The 16,807-nt window shown below is 38.2% G+C and carries 18 protein-coding genes; 13 read left to right on the top strand and 5 right to left on the bottom strand.

Going from position 1 to position 16,807, the window contains the following annotated elements; all coding sequences use genetic code 11:
- Positions 1 to 168: 168 nt before the first annotated feature.
- Together AC1ECF_RS17255 and AC1ECF_RS17250 are read left to right on the top strand one after the other, a co-directional pair.
- A complete protein-coding gene (locus tag AC1ECF_RS17255) occupies positions 169 to 1,041 on the top strand; it encodes a patatin-like phospholipase family protein (RefSeq protein WP_480390675.1) in 873 nt (290 codons plus the stop codon).
- 67 nt (positions 1,042 to 1,108) lie between these two features.
- Positions 1,109 to 1,528 carry a pyridoxamine 5'-phosphate oxidase family protein gene (locus tag AC1ECF_RS17250; RefSeq protein WP_480390673.1) on the top strand — a complete coding sequence of 140 codons (420 nt, stop codon included), beginning with the start codon at positions 1,109 to 1,111 and terminating at the stop codon, positions 1,526 to 1,528.
- 130 nt (positions 1,529 to 1,658) lie between these two features.
- Here AC1ECF_RS17250 and AC1ECF_RS17245 read toward each other — a convergent pair whose 3' ends face one another.
- The 3 genes from AC1ECF_RS17245 to AC1ECF_RS17235 form a co-directional block, all read right to left on the bottom strand.
- Positions 1,659 to 1,811: a hypothetical protein gene (locus AC1ECF_RS17245; protein ID WP_480390672.1), complete on the bottom strand. Its 153-nt coding sequence runs from the start codon at positions 1,809 to 1,811 to the stop codon at positions 1,659 to 1,661.
- 85 nt (positions 1,812 to 1,896) lie between these two features.
- Complete coding sequence (locus tag AC1ECF_RS17240) at positions 1,897 to 3,180, bottom strand: ATP-binding protein (RefSeq protein ID WP_480390671.1); 1,284 nt, start codon at positions 3,178 to 3,180, stop codon at positions 1,897 to 1,899.
- 37 nt (positions 3,181 to 3,217) lie between these two features.
- Positions 3,218 to 4,399, bottom strand: a complete 1,182-nt coding sequence (locus AC1ECF_RS17235) for a histidine kinase dimerization/phospho-acceptor domain-containing protein (RefSeq protein WP_480390674.1) — start codon at positions 4,397 to 4,399, stop codon at positions 3,218 to 3,220.
- Between the two features lie 293 nt (positions 4,400 to 4,692).
- Between AC1ECF_RS17235 and AC1ECF_RS17230 the strand changes: the two genes are divergently transcribed.
- The 8 genes from AC1ECF_RS17230 (at position 4,693) to AC1ECF_RS17195 (ending at position 11,675) form a co-directional block, all read left to right on the top strand.
- Positions 4,693 to 5,829, top strand: coding sequence for an MFS transporter (locus AC1ECF_RS17230; RefSeq protein WP_480390670.1), 1,137 nt, complete (start codon positions 4,693 to 4,695; stop codon positions 5,827 to 5,829).
- A gap of 148 nt (positions 5,830 to 5,977) precedes the next feature.
- A complete protein-coding gene (locus AC1ECF_RS17225) occupies positions 5,978 to 6,742 on the top strand; it encodes a 3-hydroxybutyrate dehydrogenase (RefSeq protein ID WP_480390669.1) in 765 nt (254 codons plus the stop codon).
- Positions 6,743 to 6,911: 169 nt separating this feature from the next.
- Positions 6,912 to 7,895 carry a YecA family protein gene (locus AC1ECF_RS17220; protein ID WP_480390668.1) on the top strand — a complete coding sequence of 328 codons (984 nt, stop codon included), beginning with the start codon at positions 6,912 to 6,914 and terminating at the stop codon, positions 7,893 to 7,895.
- Positions 7,896 to 8,274: 379 nt separating this feature from the next.
- A complete protein-coding gene (locus AC1ECF_RS17215; protein WP_480390667.1) occupies positions 8,275 to 8,523 on the top strand; it encodes a hypothetical protein in 249 nt (82 codons plus the stop codon).
- A 59-nt stretch (positions 8,524 to 8,582) separates the two neighbouring features.
- Positions 8,583 to 9,017 (top strand): YusW family protein, encoded by a 435-nt coding sequence (locus tag AC1ECF_RS17210; protein WP_480390666.1) that lies wholly within the window; start codon positions 8,583 to 8,585, stop codon positions 9,015 to 9,017.
- A 180-nt stretch (positions 9,018 to 9,197) separates the two neighbouring features.
- Positions 9,198 to 10,064 carry a general stress protein gene (locus AC1ECF_RS17205; RefSeq protein WP_480390665.1) on the top strand — a complete coding sequence of 289 codons (867 nt, stop codon included), beginning with the start codon at positions 9,198 to 9,200 and terminating at the stop codon, positions 10,062 to 10,064.
- 109 nt (positions 10,065 to 10,173) lie between these two features.
- Complete coding sequence (locus AC1ECF_RS17200; protein WP_480390664.1) at positions 10,174 to 10,749, top strand: 3'-5' exonuclease; 576 nt, start codon at positions 10,174 to 10,176, stop codon at positions 10,747 to 10,749.
- 68 nt (positions 10,750 to 10,817) lie between these two features.
- Entirely contained in the window at positions 10,818 to 11,675 is an 858-nt protein-coding gene (locus AC1ECF_RS17195; RefSeq protein WP_480390663.1) for an MBL fold metallo-hydrolase, read from the top strand.
- A gap of 29 nt (positions 11,676 to 11,704) precedes the next feature.
- Here the strand turns inward: AC1ECF_RS17195 and AC1ECF_RS17190 are convergent, their stop codons facing one another.
- Positions 11,705 to 12,175: a hypothetical protein gene (locus AC1ECF_RS17190; protein ID WP_480390662.1), complete on the bottom strand. Its 471-nt coding sequence runs from the start codon at positions 12,173 to 12,175 to the stop codon at positions 11,705 to 11,707.
- A 249-nt stretch (positions 12,176 to 12,424) separates the two neighbouring features.
- Between AC1ECF_RS17190 and AC1ECF_RS17185 the strand changes: the two genes are divergently transcribed.
- From AC1ECF_RS17185 to AC1ECF_RS17175, 3 genes are read left to right on the top strand one after another with little or no spacing between them, the layout of a single operon-like run.
- Entirely contained in the window at positions 12,425 to 13,393 is a 969-nt protein-coding gene (locus AC1ECF_RS17185) for a TAXI family TRAP transporter solute-binding subunit (RefSeq protein ID WP_480390661.1), read from the top strand.
- Positions 13,383 to 13,802, top strand: a complete 420-nt coding sequence (locus AC1ECF_RS17180) for a DUF1850 domain-containing protein (protein ID WP_480390660.1) — start codon at positions 13,383 to 13,385, stop codon at positions 13,800 to 13,802. Before AC1ECF_RS17185 ends, AC1ECF_RS17180 begins: the two co-directional genes overlap by 11 nt.
- A gap of 40 nt (positions 13,803 to 13,842) precedes the next feature.
- Complete coding sequence (locus AC1ECF_RS17175) at positions 13,843 to 15,873, top strand: TRAP transporter permease (RefSeq protein WP_480390659.1); 2,031 nt, start codon at positions 13,843 to 13,845, stop codon at positions 15,871 to 15,873.
- Positions 15,874 to 16,094: 221 nt separating this feature from the next.
- On the opposite strand, the gene AC1ECF_RS17170 is transcribed toward AC1ECF_RS17175, so the two are convergent.
- On the bottom strand, positions 16,095 to 16,589 hold the full coding sequence (locus tag AC1ECF_RS17170; RefSeq protein ID WP_480390658.1) for a TspO/MBR family protein: 495 nt from the start codon (positions 16,587 to 16,589) through the stop codon (positions 16,095 to 16,097).
- Positions 16,590 to 16,807 lie beyond the last annotated feature (218 nt).

Here is a 16,807-nt window from a genome sequence, read left to right as displayed (position 1 = left end):
TAAAAGCCCGATTGGTTCAACTAATGATTGGTGGGGGATGAAAGAAAACCCCCACCAATCAAAGTTTCACTTTATCTACCACTTGATAAGACAAATTTTTTCATAGTTTGTTCTAAATTGTTGATTTTTCACTTAAATTGTTAGAAAGACATGAAGAGGAGAAAAATGATGTGGATTGATGGAATTTTCTCGGGTGGTGGAATGAAGGGAATAGCGTTGGCAGGAGCTTATCAGGTGTTGGAAGAAAAAGGATATAGGTTTAAGCGGGTAGCTGGAACTAGTGCGGGTGCAATTGTTGCTTGTTTTATTGCTGCTGGATATACCGCTAAGGAAATGAAGGATTTACTGTGTGAGCAGGATTTTCAAAAATTGCTCGACCCTAGACCGACAGTTTTACCTTTTCCTTTTATGAAGTGGCTTAATCTTTACTGGGGAATGGGGTTATACCAAGGAAGGGCAATGGAGAATTGGTTTTTGGATAAGCTTGCTCGTAAAGGTGTTTATACCTTTGCTGATATTCCAGAAGGGTCATTAAAACTGGTAGCCTCAGATTTAACGAATGGGAAAATGATGGTCCTTCCGGATGATTTGAAAAATTATGGTTGGAAGCCAGAAAATTTCATGGTAAGTAGGGCATTAAGAATGAGCTGTAATATTCCGTTTTTCTTTGAGCCAGTTAAAATGAAGGCGCCAACTGGAGATACTATCTTTGTTGATGGGGGAGTTTTAAGTAACTTTCCAATGTGGATTTTTGGGAATGGAGTAAAGGAAAGACCCATGCTTGGTATTAAGCTAAGTAGAAGTTCAGAGGATATGCCTCCCCAAAAAATTAAAAACGGATTAAATATGTTTGAAGCATTATTTACTACTATGAAAGATGCTCATGATGAGCAGTACATCTCCAGAAAATTAGAGAAGAATGTTATTTTCATTCCGGTAGATGAGTATAGCAGTACTGCCTTTCATTTAGGAGAAGAGATGAAGCTTAACCTCTTTCAAAAAGGAAGAGACAGTGCAACTCGCTTCTTGAAAACCTGGTAGAGCTTGTTTAATTTCTACGTGTAAAGGAATAATAGGAGAGAAGGACGACTAAAAGGAGAGCAAAGTTATGTCTAAAACACCTAAAGAGCTAGCACTTCGTATTTTAGAAAAAAATATGGTAGGTACAATGGCTACTGTGCAGCAAAATAAACCACATTCTCGCTATATGACCTTCTTTAACGATGAGTTTATTCTTTATACGGTGACCAGTAAAAAGACACATAAAGTAGAAGAAGCTGCGAAAAATCCTTACACGCATATTCTGCTTGGATATGATGGAAAAGGATTTGGAGACTCCTTTTTGGAAATAGAAGGAGTGATAGAGGAGTCAGACGATAAAGCCATGAAAGAAAAAGTGTGGAATAATGCATTGAAAGGCTGGTTTGATGGACCGGACGATCCAGAGCTAATGGTTTTAAAAATAACTCCTACCCAAATCCGTTTGATGAATACTAAAGGTAAAGAGCCTCAAATAGTAGATTTTTAATAAAACTGGACCGGGACTCTCACTTAGAGCCCGGTCTTACTAATTACTGTGCTTTCTAATGACCAGTTAAAGGGAAAAAGCACTTACTACTCTTATGAAGTGTAGAGTAGTAAGTGCGCTAGTACCTATACTATTTTTTGCGAGACGCCTTATTTTTATTTAGCTCTGCAAACTCACGAGCCATTTCCGCTTCCATTTCATTAGGGCTTATTTTCTGGTTCTTAGGTGTTTGGGGAAGGGAGCGTGTGTTGTTGCTCTTCCCTTTTTTATCATCTCTACCCATATAGACACTCCTCCTGAGGTTTTTACTTTCCTACATAATTTGTCTAATGAGATGCAAATTTACTCATGGAAAAAAAGGTAAGGGGCTAGTTAGAGACAAAATCAGTAACGTCCTCTTTGTCTTTGCTCTCAAAAACAGCTAGAGAAGAGCTAAATGTAATTTCAAATGTTGTTCCCATATTCTTTTTACTCTCCACATGAATCTTCCCATTCATTGCTTGGATGACACTAAACACAACCATTACTCCAAGACCTGTCCCTTTCTCTCCTTTTGTAGAGAAATATGGTTCTCCTAGGCGGTTCAATTGATCCTCTGACATCCCTTCTCCTGTATCAGAAATAGAGATTGTTACATTGGAGGGGGTAGTGTATGTTTGGACGGTTAACGTCCCTCCTTTTGGCATTGCTTCTATCGCGTTTTTCATCAAGTTAAACAAGCTCTGATAAAATTTTTGCCTATCTCCCAAAATCATCGTTTCATTAGAGAATTTTGTTTTTACTGCAACATTATTCTTGTAAGCAGATAATTTAATCGTTTTTATTACTTTCGATAACTCCTCATTGACTAAGATGGTGTTAATCGAATATTTATTTTCCTTTGGAAGGGCTAAATAGTCCTCTATTACTTTTTCTGCAGATTTTAATTCACTTTTCACAATAGACAGGTACTGGGACCTAGCCTCCTCCGATATGTGATTACTCTGAAGGAGCTGAACAAATCCGCTTGCAGCTGTAAGAGGATTACGGATTTCATGAGAAATGGCCGCTCCCATCTTCTCTACTAATTCCTTGTTATTAATGGATAATAGACGTTTGCGATATCCAAGTATTTTATCTATCTCTTCAATGAAATATGCAATCATACCTGCACCAAGAGGCTGAATCACCATAAAGGCCAAAAATAAATCCATATCTTCATTAAATTGTTTCAGGTTAAATAATGGCAGTCCTTGAGTAAGACTCATGATAGCAGTAAAAAAGGTGACCCAAAAAACTCGTTGTTTAGGCTTTAACCCTAAGAACCAAGGACGTGCTTTTTCAAATAAGATAATGGAAAAAGTAAAAAAAACGAGAGAGAGCCAAAACCCAGTATCAAAACCACTTAACGCTCTTATTGCAATAGCAAGCACTCCTAATAATGGTCCTAATCCTGCATATAAAGATCCGATAATAATAGGGATACCTCGTAAATCTAGAAGAATATCCTCTGACCATGAATAACTAAAGGTAAAACAAATAAGAAGACTGAAGGTAAAGTATAAAATATCTATGGTTGGAGTTTTTCTAACTTTCTCTATTAAAAGTAGCGAGACGAACAGAAGAACAACTAAAAGGGATAAGTTAAATAAGAAATGAATAGTTAAGTTCAAGAAAGCACCTCTTTCCATGAAACAAAATCTAGTTGGACTACTTCTTCAGAAGGTGACACTTCACAGGTTTAAATGAAATATATAAGGCAAATTTTCTTGCCTGATTATCACGAACATGTACGGAACCTTTCATGGAATGAATCATGCCAAACGCCATTGTTAGAGTGAAATCTTGAATATTTAATTTACTTTCTGTATGGAGATGCTGTAACAAGATAACAATCTCTCCTTCTATTTCAGCAGTTTCAATAACTAGAATACCTCCGTCGGTAGTGGACTCTATCATATACTTTATAATGTATAAGAATGACTGCTGAAATTTAGAGCGATCTCCCCCTATAAGCTTTGTTGCAGAAAAGTTAGAAATAATTTTAACAGAGTGGTAATTTGCAAGGGGGTTTAGCAACTGGATAATATTGTTCAGTTCCTCGTTTACCTGTAAATGCACGGTCGACTCTGCAATAGGCTTGGAATACGCGAGATAACCTTGAATAATACGCTCGGCAGAATCTAACTCCTCTCTTAATATGGATATGTATTGTGAACGTTTTTCTTTGGGGAGTCCTTGTTGGTCTAATAGCTCTACAAAGCCAATTGCCGTAGTTAAAGGGTTTCTTATTTCGTGTGTGATGGCAGCTCCCATTTGTTCAATGGAAGCCGCCTTTTCTGATTTTGCGAGCTCTTGATAATATGAATGATTTTTTTGTAATATTTCCAAAAAGTAAGATAAAGTAGCAACACTTAGTGGAGGAATAACAATATATGCAAAAATTAGATCCCTACTATGTGCTAAAACTGAGACCTCCATTAGAATGAGCAAATCGACAAGGCAAAAAACAAGAGCTAAAAAGCATGCGAAAACGACTCTAAAAGTCGGTTTCTGAGTTAAAAATTTTGGTGAACAGTACCAAAGGGTTGTGCTGAGTATCCCATAAGAAAGAATACTCACAAAAAAGCCGAGATCAAAACCGAAAACTCCTCTTAAACCAATGATGAGAATTCCGAGTATGGGACTTAACTGAAAATATAATCCTCCTACGATTAGTGGAACAGCTCTTAAGTTTAAAATAATTCCCTCATCAATATTGCAAGAAAATATATAGCATAAAATGATGGATAGAGAGAAATAGAAGCACAAGGTTTTTTGCTTTTTAAATAAATTTTCAGGTTTTCTGTAAATAAAAAAGAAAAGAAAGAAAAGTATAATTAATAAGGACAAATTAAATAAAAAGTGGGCTGTTATATTTTCCAAAAAAACCCCTCGTCTCTACGAGTGAATGATAGGTTTATAGTACCTTTATTTTACATATTACACAAGTTTGTGATTTGAAATTTCTGAAAATTATATTATTATAATAATAGTATGTTCCAGTAATTGAGAAGTCTTTACTGTTTTGTAAGACTTGATGTTTTCTGATAACTATTTCATCAAAGGGAGCTTATAAAAGGAATAATCGAGCTGTACTTCATAAGTGCTAAGGGTTCTTAACTGAACTAGGAGTGGGAGAGAGGGTGGCATCTTTGCAAATTAAACTAGTATTATTATTAATTTTCTTATTTCAAATGATTGTCAATGCTACACGGCCAGTAATCACGCTTTCAGCGGATAGCTATGGAGCTTCTATCATTACGATTGGTGTAATAACATCTACATTCGCTCTGCTGCCTCTAATGTTGTCTATTCATGCAGGGAAATTCATTGACAAAATTGGCGATAGAATTCCCATTATGATTGGCTTTTTGGGAGTTGTTGCAGGAATGATTGTTCCTCTTTTTTTCTCCGATATCTGGGCGCTTTTTGCTAGTCAGTTATTGCTTGGAATAGGGAGTGTTAGCATTCCTATTGCTCTTCAGAATCAATTGGGACATCAGACGACGAAAAAGGACAGAGATTATTATTTTAGTATGTTTAGTCTTTGTGTAGCATTAGGAGCAGTTGTAGGTCCTTTGGTAGGAGGGTATCTTTCCTTTGCGACTGTATACATTGTTTGTATTATCATTGGTTGCTTAGCAATTTTCTTTTCTTATTGGGTTCTTCATATAAGTAAACCAAGTAACAGTAGGAAAACGACAAAGCTAATCGACTCTTTGAAGCTATTTGAAAATCCGCTTATACGTAGAGCCTTATTTTCTAGCGCCCTTGTTTTATATTCAAAGGATATATTTGTTGCCTACTTTCCACTACTGGGAAAACAGGTGGGATTATCAACAGCTGCGATCGGCTGGATATTGGCGCTTCAAGGGTTGGCAACTATGTTTGTGAGATTTGTGTTACCGAAGCTTTTAGAAATATATAAACGTGATACTATTTTGTTTACCTCTATATTAGTTGCGGGGATAGCATTCTTTTTACTGCCATTCAACCAATCTCTTTTGGTTATTGGATTATTAGCTATTCTAATGGGTCTGGGGTTAGGTTGTGGACAACCAATATCCATGACAACAACATATAATGCTAGTCCTCCAGATAGAACAGCGGAGGTGCTAGGGCTTCGGATTGCTACCAATAGATTGTTTCAATTAGTGGCTCCGTCTGTTTTTGGTGTAATTGGGGGGAGCATAGGGATGATGGGGGTATTTATTTTTAGTGGTGCCTTTTTAGTGGGAGGTTCTCTTGTGTTTCGAAAAGAGCAAGGGGAAAAAGAATAAGGTGAATTCATCTTCTCCACTAATTTTTTTCTGAGTAAAGTGGGATAATGTAGTTTTAGCCTCTGATATGGCGAATTTTATGACCGGTGAAACAATAAAGGTAGACGGTGTATGGACCGCCATCTAAGAAAACAAAGGGGGAAATAGGGTGGAAGGAAAAGTTCTTTTTATTACTGGGGCAGCTAGAGGTATCGGCTATGATATCGCAAAAGCATTTTTACAATCTGGTGCGAATGTTGTTCTATCTGACATCTCGCAGGAAGCATTGGAAGAAGCGGTGAAATCGCTTGGTGACAAAGCGAGAGGTATTGTTTGTGATGTGACAAAGGAAGAGGATATTGAGAGAGCCATCCATTATACGGTAGAGACTTTTGGAAGAATTGATTTCTTAGTAAACAATGCAGGAATGCAGCATGTTTCCTTTATAGAGGATTTTCCTACTGAAAAGTTCGAGCTACTAGTAAGGATTATGCTGACAGCTCCATTTATGGCAATGAAATATGCTATTCCATATATGAGGAAACAGGAATTTGGAAGAATTATTAATATGGCTTCCATTAATGGAGTTATCGGATTTGCTGGAAAAGCAGCCTATAACTCTGCAAAACATGGAGTGATCGGACTTACAAAGGTGGCTGCGCTTGAAACAGCAACCCATGGTATTACAGTCAACGCAATTTGTCCAGGTTATGTGGATACTTTGCTAGTTAGAAACCAATTTGAGGACTTAGCTCGAACAAGAAATATTGCAGTCGAGCAAGTGTTAGAAGAGGTACTATACCCACTTGTTCCTCAAAAAAGATTGTTAGACGTAAAGGAAATTACTGATTTGACGTTATACGTTGCTAGCGACTCAGCAAAAGGAATGACTGGTCAGGCAATTATTCTGGATGGTGGATATACAGCTCAATAAGAAACGGTGGAGGAGTTATTATTATACTTCTCCACCATTTTTTATTGTATCCATTCATGCAAATGACACAGCAAGGTGGTCAAGTTGGACCAATTTTTCCCCTCAGGTACCGTTACAGTGCATTTTCATGTTAAAATAAGCACTTAGTAAAAAAGAAGGAAGTGTTAAAATGGTAGGGCGTAATGAACCTTGTCCATGTGGAAGTGGGAAAAAATATAAAAAATGCTGCGAGTCAAAATCGACTGTTACGATAGAAGTTGTCCAAATGGAAGAATTAGAGCGAATTCTTCAAGGCTTTTACGATGAATATCCTAAAAGAAAGGATATGCAGGCTTACGCTGACTTAGCAGTTAAATGGAAGAAACAGTTAAGCTCCTATCTAGAAGAGGAGTTAATCGAGGCGATTACCTTAGATGAATTCTTCTTCCATTATAGAAAAGACATCTGGCAAGAATATTTAGAGAAACAACGTAAAAGGGTAGCAAGACCTTCTACATTAAAGGTGTTAGATGGCTGGAGCGAGCCTAAAGCCTTTATTGGTGAAGTATTAGAAAGCGGAGATAAATATTTAACGGTGCGCAATATATTTTCTGAAGAAGCTATCTACTTAAAAAGAGAAAGTGAGAAGCCTGTTCCGGTTGGCATGTTTGTCTATTGCTTTACCTTACCTGATGGTCAAGAAAACGATCAGCACTATCTAGCGGTATCTAGCCTGATATTTATTCCAACTGATCATAAAGCAATATTTAGTAACCTTTCTCAGCAGTTTAAAGAGAATGAAGCATCGTTGGAGGAATTTCTAAAAGAAAACGAGCTTACTATGTGGAAAACATTATGCGAAAATGGCTATGAGGGTGGAGAGTATACATTCTTTGAAGCAGGTGTTTTGAGAAAAGCGATTAAGTTCTTAGAGAAGCACCAAAGAGATTACATACCTCTAGTGCTTGCGGTTGAGGACTATTTATTTGCGAAACAACCTAATGCTCGTAAGGACGTAGCAATTGCTGCTGGAGCTATTCGTTATGGTCAGGAATTTGGATTATTTGAACCGCTGCAGCTTACGGTTAAAGAAATTGGAGAAGCATTTGAAGTCTCTACTTCCTCGTTAAATAAGTATTATCAAGAGCTAAAGGAATACCACGGGAAAAAATAAAGAAAGAGACTAGGACAGTACTTATTCCTTTCTGGATGGGCTATATGCTACTGGATTTTACTTATAAAAATTCAGATAGTAGGAAACACAATTAACTCGTTTGTAAGGATGGAAAACTAAGAATCTCACGTCGTGTGATAACGTTTTTCTAATCCACTTCCTGTCGGCCCGAGGAAAGCGTCCGACGCAGCGGGGAGCCTAAGAATAAGAATAATAAGGGAGCACTTATGATTCTAAGCGTATTTAGAGTCATAAGTGCTTCCTTTTTATTTGTCCCGGCAGTTTCTTATATAGCTAATTGCCGTAAAGGGTTAATGGAATTATGTTTATTGATTCCAAAAGGGGATAAACAGATAGAAACAAGAGAGAGGTGAAGGAAATGGATAAAAACAAAGACAAGGAAAAACATGACTTTGATAAAAACCCGGGAAAAGACAAAAATCCAGGTGGGTTAATAGATAACCCAGATGATTTAGATACGGAGAAAGAAAGTATATTTGATCAGCATGAAGACATGCAAACAGTCGATCCAATTCCGATGGAGGAACTTAATGAAAAAGTAAGAGACGAAAAGAATCATTCCTCTACCAAAAATACATCTTCAACGGATAAGCGTTACCCGGGATGATGTTTAAATATTCCTCCCCTCGGTCATAATTATTATTGAATAAGATAAGGAGTGAGGAAATGCTTACAGCGAAAAAGTTATTAGTATCTACAGGGTTTCTTTTGACTTTAGGGTTAGCGGGATGTGGAGACAATGAAGAGGTTAGCCAACCGGTTAGCCAAGAAAATGCAGAAAGTGAATTTGGCTTTGTTTCTTTTGATTTAGATATCGATACTGCTGACACAAGGGATGCAGTCGAAGTGTCGTTTGATGTAGAAAACAATCAAACGGAGGCAGAATATATTAATCGACTGGAGTCTAAAGAATTATATGGCGATGAAGCTTATGAATATTTAAAGCAGGTTTTCCAAAACTTGGACATTCAAAAAGGTATGGAGCAGCAAGAGCTAATATCAAGAGTACTGAAAGAATTTAATGTCAGCGACTATACAGAGTTTGAATTAGATATCGAGTTCGATGATAGAACAGAAGTCGAGTATCGGGATAAAAAATAATAGAGCATAAGGCTGTTGAGAAGTTATTTTTCTCAATAGCCTTTTATATTGGGGCGAAGGCGAATCGAACCTAGAAATTATTACATTGCAATGACAGAATCTTCCTGTAGGTTAGTAGACGCTCTAATGTGGGTAAATAGGGAGTAAGTACTTAAACTGAAGCGAGAAGGAGGATATGCAATGGCTATTGAAAATAACAGAAGAATTGAAATTGCACGCTCTCAAGATGAGATGTTTGAAAAGTTAGAGTTACTCCAATCGGAAGGCTACTCGGAAAGTGATATTCACGTTATTTCAAAGGAACGCGGAGACCTTAGCACATTGAACAGACATACAGACGTTTCAACTCATGAGGCTGGCTCGATAATGGACACGTTCAAATCTTGGTTCACAGGAGAAAGTTCTGTTACAGAAGGTTTGAAAAAGCTTGATTTAAGTGATGAAGAGACAGACAGGTACGCAAGAGAGGTAGCGAGTGGAAGTATCGTGTTATATACCGATGTTCTAACACATGCGCATCAAGAAACAGCTGCAACCACCACGGCTACTGCGGCTTCCACGGACCCTTCTTTACTAGGAGGAAGAACTAACTCCATAGGAACAGATATAATGGAGAAGCGTTTTACAGAAACAGAGAAGGAGCCTCTAACGGATATTGCTAAAGAGGAAGGGATGACACCTTCCACAAACGAGTATGTGAATGAAACAGAAGGTCGCTTAGATGAACCTCAAGACCGCTATGTAAGAGGAGAGAGTTTTCAAACAGATCCTATTTTAGCCGATGAAACGAATCATATAGGACATTCCATGGAAGAAGACCGATTATCAAGAAATAGCAGACCTCCACTGGATGAAAGTTTACCTTTAGAAGAAAAGGCTTATGGAGCGCATTCTCCTGGGGCAGATCCTAATTTGGGACCCGCTGCTTTTAGCGACGAAGAGGTTGAAGAGCGGACAAGAGGAGAAAGCGAACAAGATGATGTAAAATATGAAAGAGCAAAAAAATTAGAAGAAACCAATCCTATGAAAAGGATGGATTTGAAATAATTGAAGGGGGTGTCCCGTAAGTAAAACACTTATGGGACACTCCTTCCTGCTTTTAAGGCTGCTTGGTAGCAGTGTTTAGTTAAGTCGTTTTGGGGAGGGCATTGGGTAAATGGATTTTGTGGCAATCGATTTTGAGACAGCAAATAGTACGAGGGCAAGTGTTTGCTCCGTTGGTATTGTGGTAGTGGAAAATGGAAAAATTCAAGAGGAGATTCACTCTTTGATTAATCCATTATCTGATTTTCATTATATGAATACAAGAATTCATGGAATAACAGAGCATATGGTGCAGGATTCACCAACTTTTGATGAATTCTGGCCCAGCTTTAAGAAGTATATGGGAAATCAAAAGCTTATTGCCCATAATGCTAGCTTTGATATGGGGGTTTTAAGGGCATCTATTAACCAAATAGAAGAAGAGCACCCAGAATTCTTATATGCTTGCTCTTATCGGATCTCTAAAAAGATCTGGCCAGATTTATATAATCATAAGCTTTCAACCGTTTCTGATTTTTTAGGGATTCCGCTTAAACACCATGATGCTTTAGAGGATGCTAGAGCGGCTGCAATTATTACAATGGAAGCGTTGAAGCACACACAAACCAAATCTTTAGAAGAGTTATCAAAGCTTTATAAAATTAAGCTTCATCCTTTCGTTTTACCAACAAAGCAAGCAACTCGATAGATAGAGAGTATAATTTTTATTCCGCAGTGAGAACCTAGCTGTTATAACAGGGAAGAGAGGGATCATAAATGGGAAACTTAATGTCTTATGGAGATGATTACAAGTATATTCCTACCACGTCTGTTGCGAGCGGAACTGGGATACAGGTTATGCCGGATGTATATATGCACACTATCCAAATCGTGAATATTTGTTTAGTCGGAGACGAAAATCACTTTGTGTTGGTGGATGCTGGAATGCCGAAATCAGCAGAGAAAATATTTGAGGTCATAGAAGAGCATTTTGGAAAAAATAAAAAGCCTGAAGCAATTATTTTAACGCATGGACATTTTGATCATGTGGGGGCAATTATTGAGCTGATAGAAAAGTGGGATGTCCCAGTATATGCTCATTCCCTAGAGCTGCCTTTTTTGACTGGTAAGCAAAGCTATCCTGAAGCTGACACGTCAGTAGAAGGAGGAATGGTAGCCAAAATGTCTGGTATGTTTCCGATAGAGCCCATTAATTTAGGAGATTATGTGAAAGAGCTACCGGCTGACGGGACGGTTCCTCATATGCCAGGATTTACATGGTATCATACACTTGGACATACTCCAGGACACGTTTCTTTATTTAGAGCTTCCGATGGAGTACTGATTGTTGGAGATGCTTTTGTAACGGTAAAGCAAGAATATTTGTATAAGGTATTAACCCAGGAGCAGGAGATAAGTGGACCACCAAGATATTTAACTACAGATTGGGAAGCTGCAAGGGATTCGGTCACTTTACTAGAAAGCCTTAACCCAAAAGTTGCGGTTACAGGACATGGCCTACCCATGAGTGGCGATTTATTAACCAGCAATCTTCATCTACTTGTTACGGAGTTCGAGCGAATTGCAAAGCCAGCACACGGAAAATATGTAGATGATGCTCAAAAAAGAAGCTGATTAGCTTCTTTTTTTATGGAAAGCAAATATTAATCAATCTGTTCTGCAAGCTTTATTAATTCTTCTTTTATTTGAGCTTCATCTCCATCAAACTCGTTTAATGTAAAGGAATAGCTAACATCATCTACCTGAACATCAAGATTATTTGGAGTGCTAAAATAGGCCGTATGCCCTGTACTTAACTTAATTTCCTCCGGGCTTGAATTTGGATATTCACGTGTCGCTTGGTTAACGGACAAATAAAGAAAGGTGTTACTTGAACTTGAAGCAATGAACGTCGCCTCAACATTTACCCGGTTACTTCCTATGTCGGTGATACCCGCTGATTTAAATCCTGAGCTTTCAAAAGGAAGTTCCGTAGGAAGTGTGATATCAAAAGGCATAGCCTCCGTTGCGTCCTCTAGCGATGGTGCATCATAAAAGGTGATAAACTGATCCTCACTGGCTTGCTGGACAGTTAGTTTGGAAGTATCTAGCTTATCAGCACAGCCAGTAAGCAATAGTAAGATTCCTATAATAAGTAGTTTCTTATTAATAATATACTCCCCCTTTACTTTATTTTAATTAAATACCATATAAATGCAATATTATTAATAGTATCCAGTGTAGAGCGGTAAAAAGCTTACATTGTTATGTAGTTTGCTATTTTTGACTAAATTTAACTCATTTCTAAATTATCGGATTATTTGTTGATTCAAGTAAATTCTTGCACTACAATAATAAGGAAAAGAAAATGGAGGGGGATAACGATGAAAATAAAAAAAACTGGTGCCGTATTTGTAAGCGCTTTACTAACACTAGGAACACTTTCTGCTTGTGGAGATTCAGAAGGAGGATCTTCTTCGGAGAATGGATTGGATACAAATATTGTGACGATTGCTACTGGAGGCTCTTCAGGACCATATAATATCATTGGTACTACACTGGCTAATGAATACTCGAATGCCTTTGATGTTAACTCAAAGCCTCAGGCAACTGGAGCATCTGTGGAGAACTTAAACCTTATTAAAGAAGGAAAGGTAGAGATGGCTTTTGTTATGAGTGATGTGCTAACAGAAGCTGTAGAAGGTACAGGTAATTTTACAGAAAAAGTGGATGTGAAACAGATTGCTACTTTATATCCTAACTATGTCCAAATTGTTACTACTGCTAACTCTGGTATTGAAACAATTGAAGACTTAGTAGGAAAGAGAGTTGCTGTAGGAGATCAAAACTCTGGGGTAGAGGTAAATGCTCGAAACCTATTAAATGGACATGGTATTACGTATGATGATATAGAAGTAGATTATCTTGGCTATGCAGAAGCTGCAGATGGCTTAAAGTCAGGTAGCATTGATGCGGCTTTCTTAACAAGTGGATTACCGAACTCTTCCGTCATGGAATTAGCTTCTAGTTTGGAAATCTCATTAGTCTCAGTAGATCAGAACAAAATTAAAGAAATCGCAAATGATCAGCCATACTTTGTTGCCTTAGACATTCCAGCAGACACCTATGGGAATGCAGAAGCAATACCAACAGCCGCTATTATGAACGCATTAGTCGTTAGTGGAGAGCTTAGTGATGACGATGTATATAAGCTGACAAAAGAATTCTTTGAAAGCTTAGATGCCTTAGCGAATTCACATCAGGCAGCGGCGGAGTTAAGCATTGAATCGGCACAAGAAGGTATGGTTGCACCGGTTCATCCAGGAGCTCAAAAATTCTACGATGAACAATAAAGTACTTTGGGTTTTTGGGAGCATAGCTTTTCTTATGCTCCTTTCTCTTTTATTTATAGAGGATGTAATAGAAGTAACTTATGGTGATGAAAGCTTTTATATAGAAGGAGAAAGCTTCGAGGTTGGATGGATTCATTCTGTAGAGAAAGAAGAATGGATTGAAGTGTATGAATTGATAGATGACGAGCTTTTATTAAAAGAAACTAGATTTAAGACATTTGGTGCAGGTGTACCATCTGAAGGGGAAATCATACCCTCTACTGATGGCTTTGTCCACATGAAGGTAAATCAGAGAATGAAGGAGCTACAGCTAACCGTTTCTGAAAATGTACAAACAACCTTATACGTTTCATCTGAAAAAATCCCTTTGTATGATTTAGCTGATAATTATGAGGCTGTAACCATATAAATAACAAAACGACCAATTTGGTCATCTAAGAGGTGAAAACATGACGAAGAAAGAGCAAGAAAGAAATATAATGGCAGAGACTGAGGTGCTCTCAGAGGAGAAACAGGCAGAGCTTCTTGAAAAGTTCGACACTGAATCCAAGGTTCGTAAATTTTCTGGCAAGCGTATAGCTTATATTGTAGCAGCTATTGCTATTTTTTATTCGCTGTTCCACTTGTACATCACCTTCGAACCGATGGCAGCCCTACAACAAAGAGCAATTCACGTAGCAGTAGGGATGGCTCTAATTTTTTTAATTTACCCTACATATAGTAGCCAAGACAGATCAAAGATTGCGATATATGACTGGCTTTTATTTGTGTTAGCTTTGGCTTCAGCTGGTTATTTGATTGTAGAATATACGGATATTGTCACTACGAGAGGTGGAATTCCTAATACTTTGGATATCATATTTGCCATTATGACGGTTATCCTAGTTTTAGAGGCGGCTCGACGAGTAACCGGATGGATTTTACCAGTTTTAGCATTAATTTTTTTAGTATATCCTTTCATTAGTCACTATAGCTGGATACCTAGAAAGATGATGACTAGGCAATACGATTTAGGGGATATCTTTGGGCAAATGTATTTAAAAACAGAAGGACTCTTCTCTACTGCGATTAGTGCCTCAGTATCTTTTATCTTCTTGTTTATTTTATTTGGAGCCTTTCTTGCAAAGTCTGGAATGGGTCAGCTATTCAATGACTTGGCATTAGCGTTAGCGGGACATAAGCAGGGAGGACCTGCAAAGGTAGCTGTTATCTCCAGTGGGTTTATGGGTAGCATTAATGGTGCTGCAGTTGCAAATGTAGTCGGAACTGGAGCATTTACCATCCCTTTAATGAAGAGAGTGGGATACTCCAAAAACTTTGCTGGTGCAGTAGAGGCTAGTGCTTCGATTGGTGGTCAAATTCTTCCGCCAATCATGGGGGCGAGCGCCTTTATTATGGCAGAGACGACCGGTGTATCCTATGGAACCATTGCATTGGCTGCATTAATCCCGGCTGTTCTTTACTTTTTGGCAGTAATCATGCAGGTGCACTTTAGAGCAGGGAAGGAAAACCTAAAAGGAATTCCAAAGCCAGATCTGCCAAAAGTAAAAGAAGTATTAAAAGAACGTGGACATCTATTGCTTCCTATTGCCTTTTTGATTGTCCTCTTATATTTAGGAACGCCAATCGGCCAATCTGCCTTTTACACGATTATCGCAACAGTGGTAATTGCCGCTCTTAGAAAAAATACAAGAATGTCCTTCAAGGATATATTAGGAGCTTTGGATAGCGGGGCAAGACAGTCTCTATCGGTAATGATTGCTTGTGCGGTAGTAGGTATTATTATCGGAGTAGTAAGTTTAACGAGCTTTGGGAATGTCATGACATCCTCCATCGCCAGTCTAGGAGCAGGATCGTTATTTTTAACTTTGTTCTTTACGATGATTGCCTCTATGATTCTAGGGATGGGACTACCTTCTATTCCAGCCTATATTATTACTGCCACGATGGCGGCACCAGCATTAGCTGCCTTTGACGTGCCTATTCTTGTTGCTCATATGTTTGTTTTCTATTTTGGTATTTTTGCTAATATTACTCCACCAGTAGCCCTAGCAGCCTTTGCAGGAGCAGGAATTGCAGGCGGAGACCCTATGCGAACAGGTTTTACAGCACTTAAGTTATCGGCAGCCGGATTCTTAATTCCATATTTATTTGTATATAATCCAGCAATGCTAATGATTGATACGACAGGAGTAGCGATGAATGCAAAAGAATTCCCGATGGCTTCATTCCTAGACATTGCTATGATTACAGTTACAGCAGTAATTGGGATTATTGCATTAAGCGCAGCCATTGAAGGTTATTTTGCTACCCATTTGAATGTGGTTTCTCGTTTGATAATCGGGGTTGGAGCCCTATTGATGATCATTCCAGAATTCTACACAGATATAATTGGAATTGTAATAGTAGTTATCTTTGGTGGTTTAAACTGGGTAAAGAGTAGAAAAGAAAACTCGGGAACGCTCAATGTTACCTCCTAATAATGTTGGCTAAACTAGAATTCTAACGATATAAAAAGTACTTACGATTTTGTTATTCGTAAGTACTTTTTTGTGTTCTTTAATGGACCGCAGTAATGTATTTGGTAACATGCAAGTGGGCAAATTGCAAAATGAGGGGCAGTCGAGAGATTCCTCTTTGCTAGAGTTTAGTAGCAAACAAATTGTCCTTTATTCCACTCCCTCTCGACAGCAAAAAATATTTACTTATTTAATTTCCACACAGAGTAGTTAAGTCCAAGGGCAAAAGCGACCCATCCGAGGTAGGGAAGCATTAGGGCACCAGCTGTTTTATCCTTCTCCTGGAATTGATAGGCAGTTAGTGCGATAGCTCCAAGCATCACCGTCATTTCTATAAGAGCCGTGCCTCTAAGACCCCAACGGAAAAATAGAAAGGACCATAGAAAATTTAAACCAAGCTGTATTTCATATGCCGGTATCTTCTCTAAAGAAGAGTTTTCTTGTTGTTTTTTATCAAAGCGATATTTAGCAAGTCCCATTGCGGCATAAAGAGCTGTCCATACGATTGGGAAGACCGGTGGAGGTGGAGCGAATGAGGGCTGTTTTAGCCTTTTGTATTTTTCCTGAGCGTTTCGATTGGCTAACCAGCCAGTTATAGATCCTCCTAACACTGGTATGAGAATACTGATGGCTAATTTTTTCTTGTTGAGCTTTCCATCAACCTTTAATATTTCCACGTCGTTCCCTCCTAAAAGTTGTTTCTATTTTTATTCCCTATAATTTTTGGTTTAGCCAGTAAATTTTAAACAAACAGAATTATCTGTAGGTGATATAATGGTATTTATCCCGCATTAAGGGACAGTAAGACTCCCACTTCCAGATGGCAAAAGAAATGAGACAGCTAAGTGGGAGATCAACTGTCCCTAAAAGCCCGATTGGTTCAACTAATGATTGG

This window comes from Psychrobacillus sp. Z3-81 (assembly GCF_056620325.1).
The sequence above is the reverse complement of the archived record's forward strand: the minus strand, read 5'-3'. Positions and strand labels throughout refer to the sequence as shown.

What these genes read in the sequence shown, in the direction of transcription:
- AC1ECF_RS17255 (WP_480390675.1), top strand. Translation starts at nt 169, where the DNA reads ATGTGGATTGATGGAATTTTCTCGGGTGGTGGAATGAAGGGAATAGCG.
- AC1ECF_RS17250 (WP_480390673.1), top strand. Translation starts at nt 1,109, where the DNA reads ATGTCTAAAACACCTAAAGAGCTAGCACTTCGTATTTTAGAAAAAAAT.
- AC1ECF_RS17245 (WP_480390672.1), bottom strand. Translation starts at nt 1,811, where the DNA reads ATGGGTAGAGATGATAAAAAAGGGAAGAGCAACAACACACGCTCCCTT.
- AC1ECF_RS17220 (WP_480390668.1), top strand. Translation starts at nt 6,912, where the DNA reads ATGGTAGGGCGTAATGAACCTTGTCCATGTGGAAGTGGGAAAAAATAT.
- AC1ECF_RS17215 (WP_480390667.1), top strand. Translation starts at nt 8,275, where the DNA reads ATGGATAAAAACAAAGACAAGGAAAAACATGACTTTGATAAAAACCCG.
- AC1ECF_RS17210 (WP_480390666.1), top strand. Translation starts at nt 8,583, where the DNA reads ATGCTTACAGCGAAAAAGTTATTAGTATCTACAGGGTTTCTTTTGACT.
- AC1ECF_RS17205 (WP_480390665.1), top strand. Translation starts at nt 9,198, where the DNA reads ATGGCTATTGAAAATAACAGAAGAATTGAAATTGCACGCTCTCAAGAT.
- AC1ECF_RS17200 (WP_480390664.1), top strand. Translation starts at nt 10,174, where the DNA reads ATGGATTTTGTGGCAATCGATTTTGAGACAGCAAATAGTACGAGGGCA.
- AC1ECF_RS17195 (WP_480390663.1), top strand. Translation starts at nt 10,818, where the DNA reads ATGGGAAACTTAATGTCTTATGGAGATGATTACAAGTATATTCCTACC.
- AC1ECF_RS17185 (WP_480390661.1), top strand. Translation starts at nt 12,425, where the DNA reads ATGAAAATAAAAAAAACTGGTGCCGTATTTGTAAGCGCTTTACTAACA.
- AC1ECF_RS17180 (WP_480390660.1), top strand. Translation starts at nt 13,383, where the DNA reads ATGAACAATAAAGTACTTTGGGTTTTTGGGAGCATAGCTTTTCTTATG.
- AC1ECF_RS17175 (WP_480390659.1), top strand. Translation starts at nt 13,843, where the DNA reads ATGACGAAGAAAGAGCAAGAAAGAAATATAATGGCAGAGACTGAGGTG.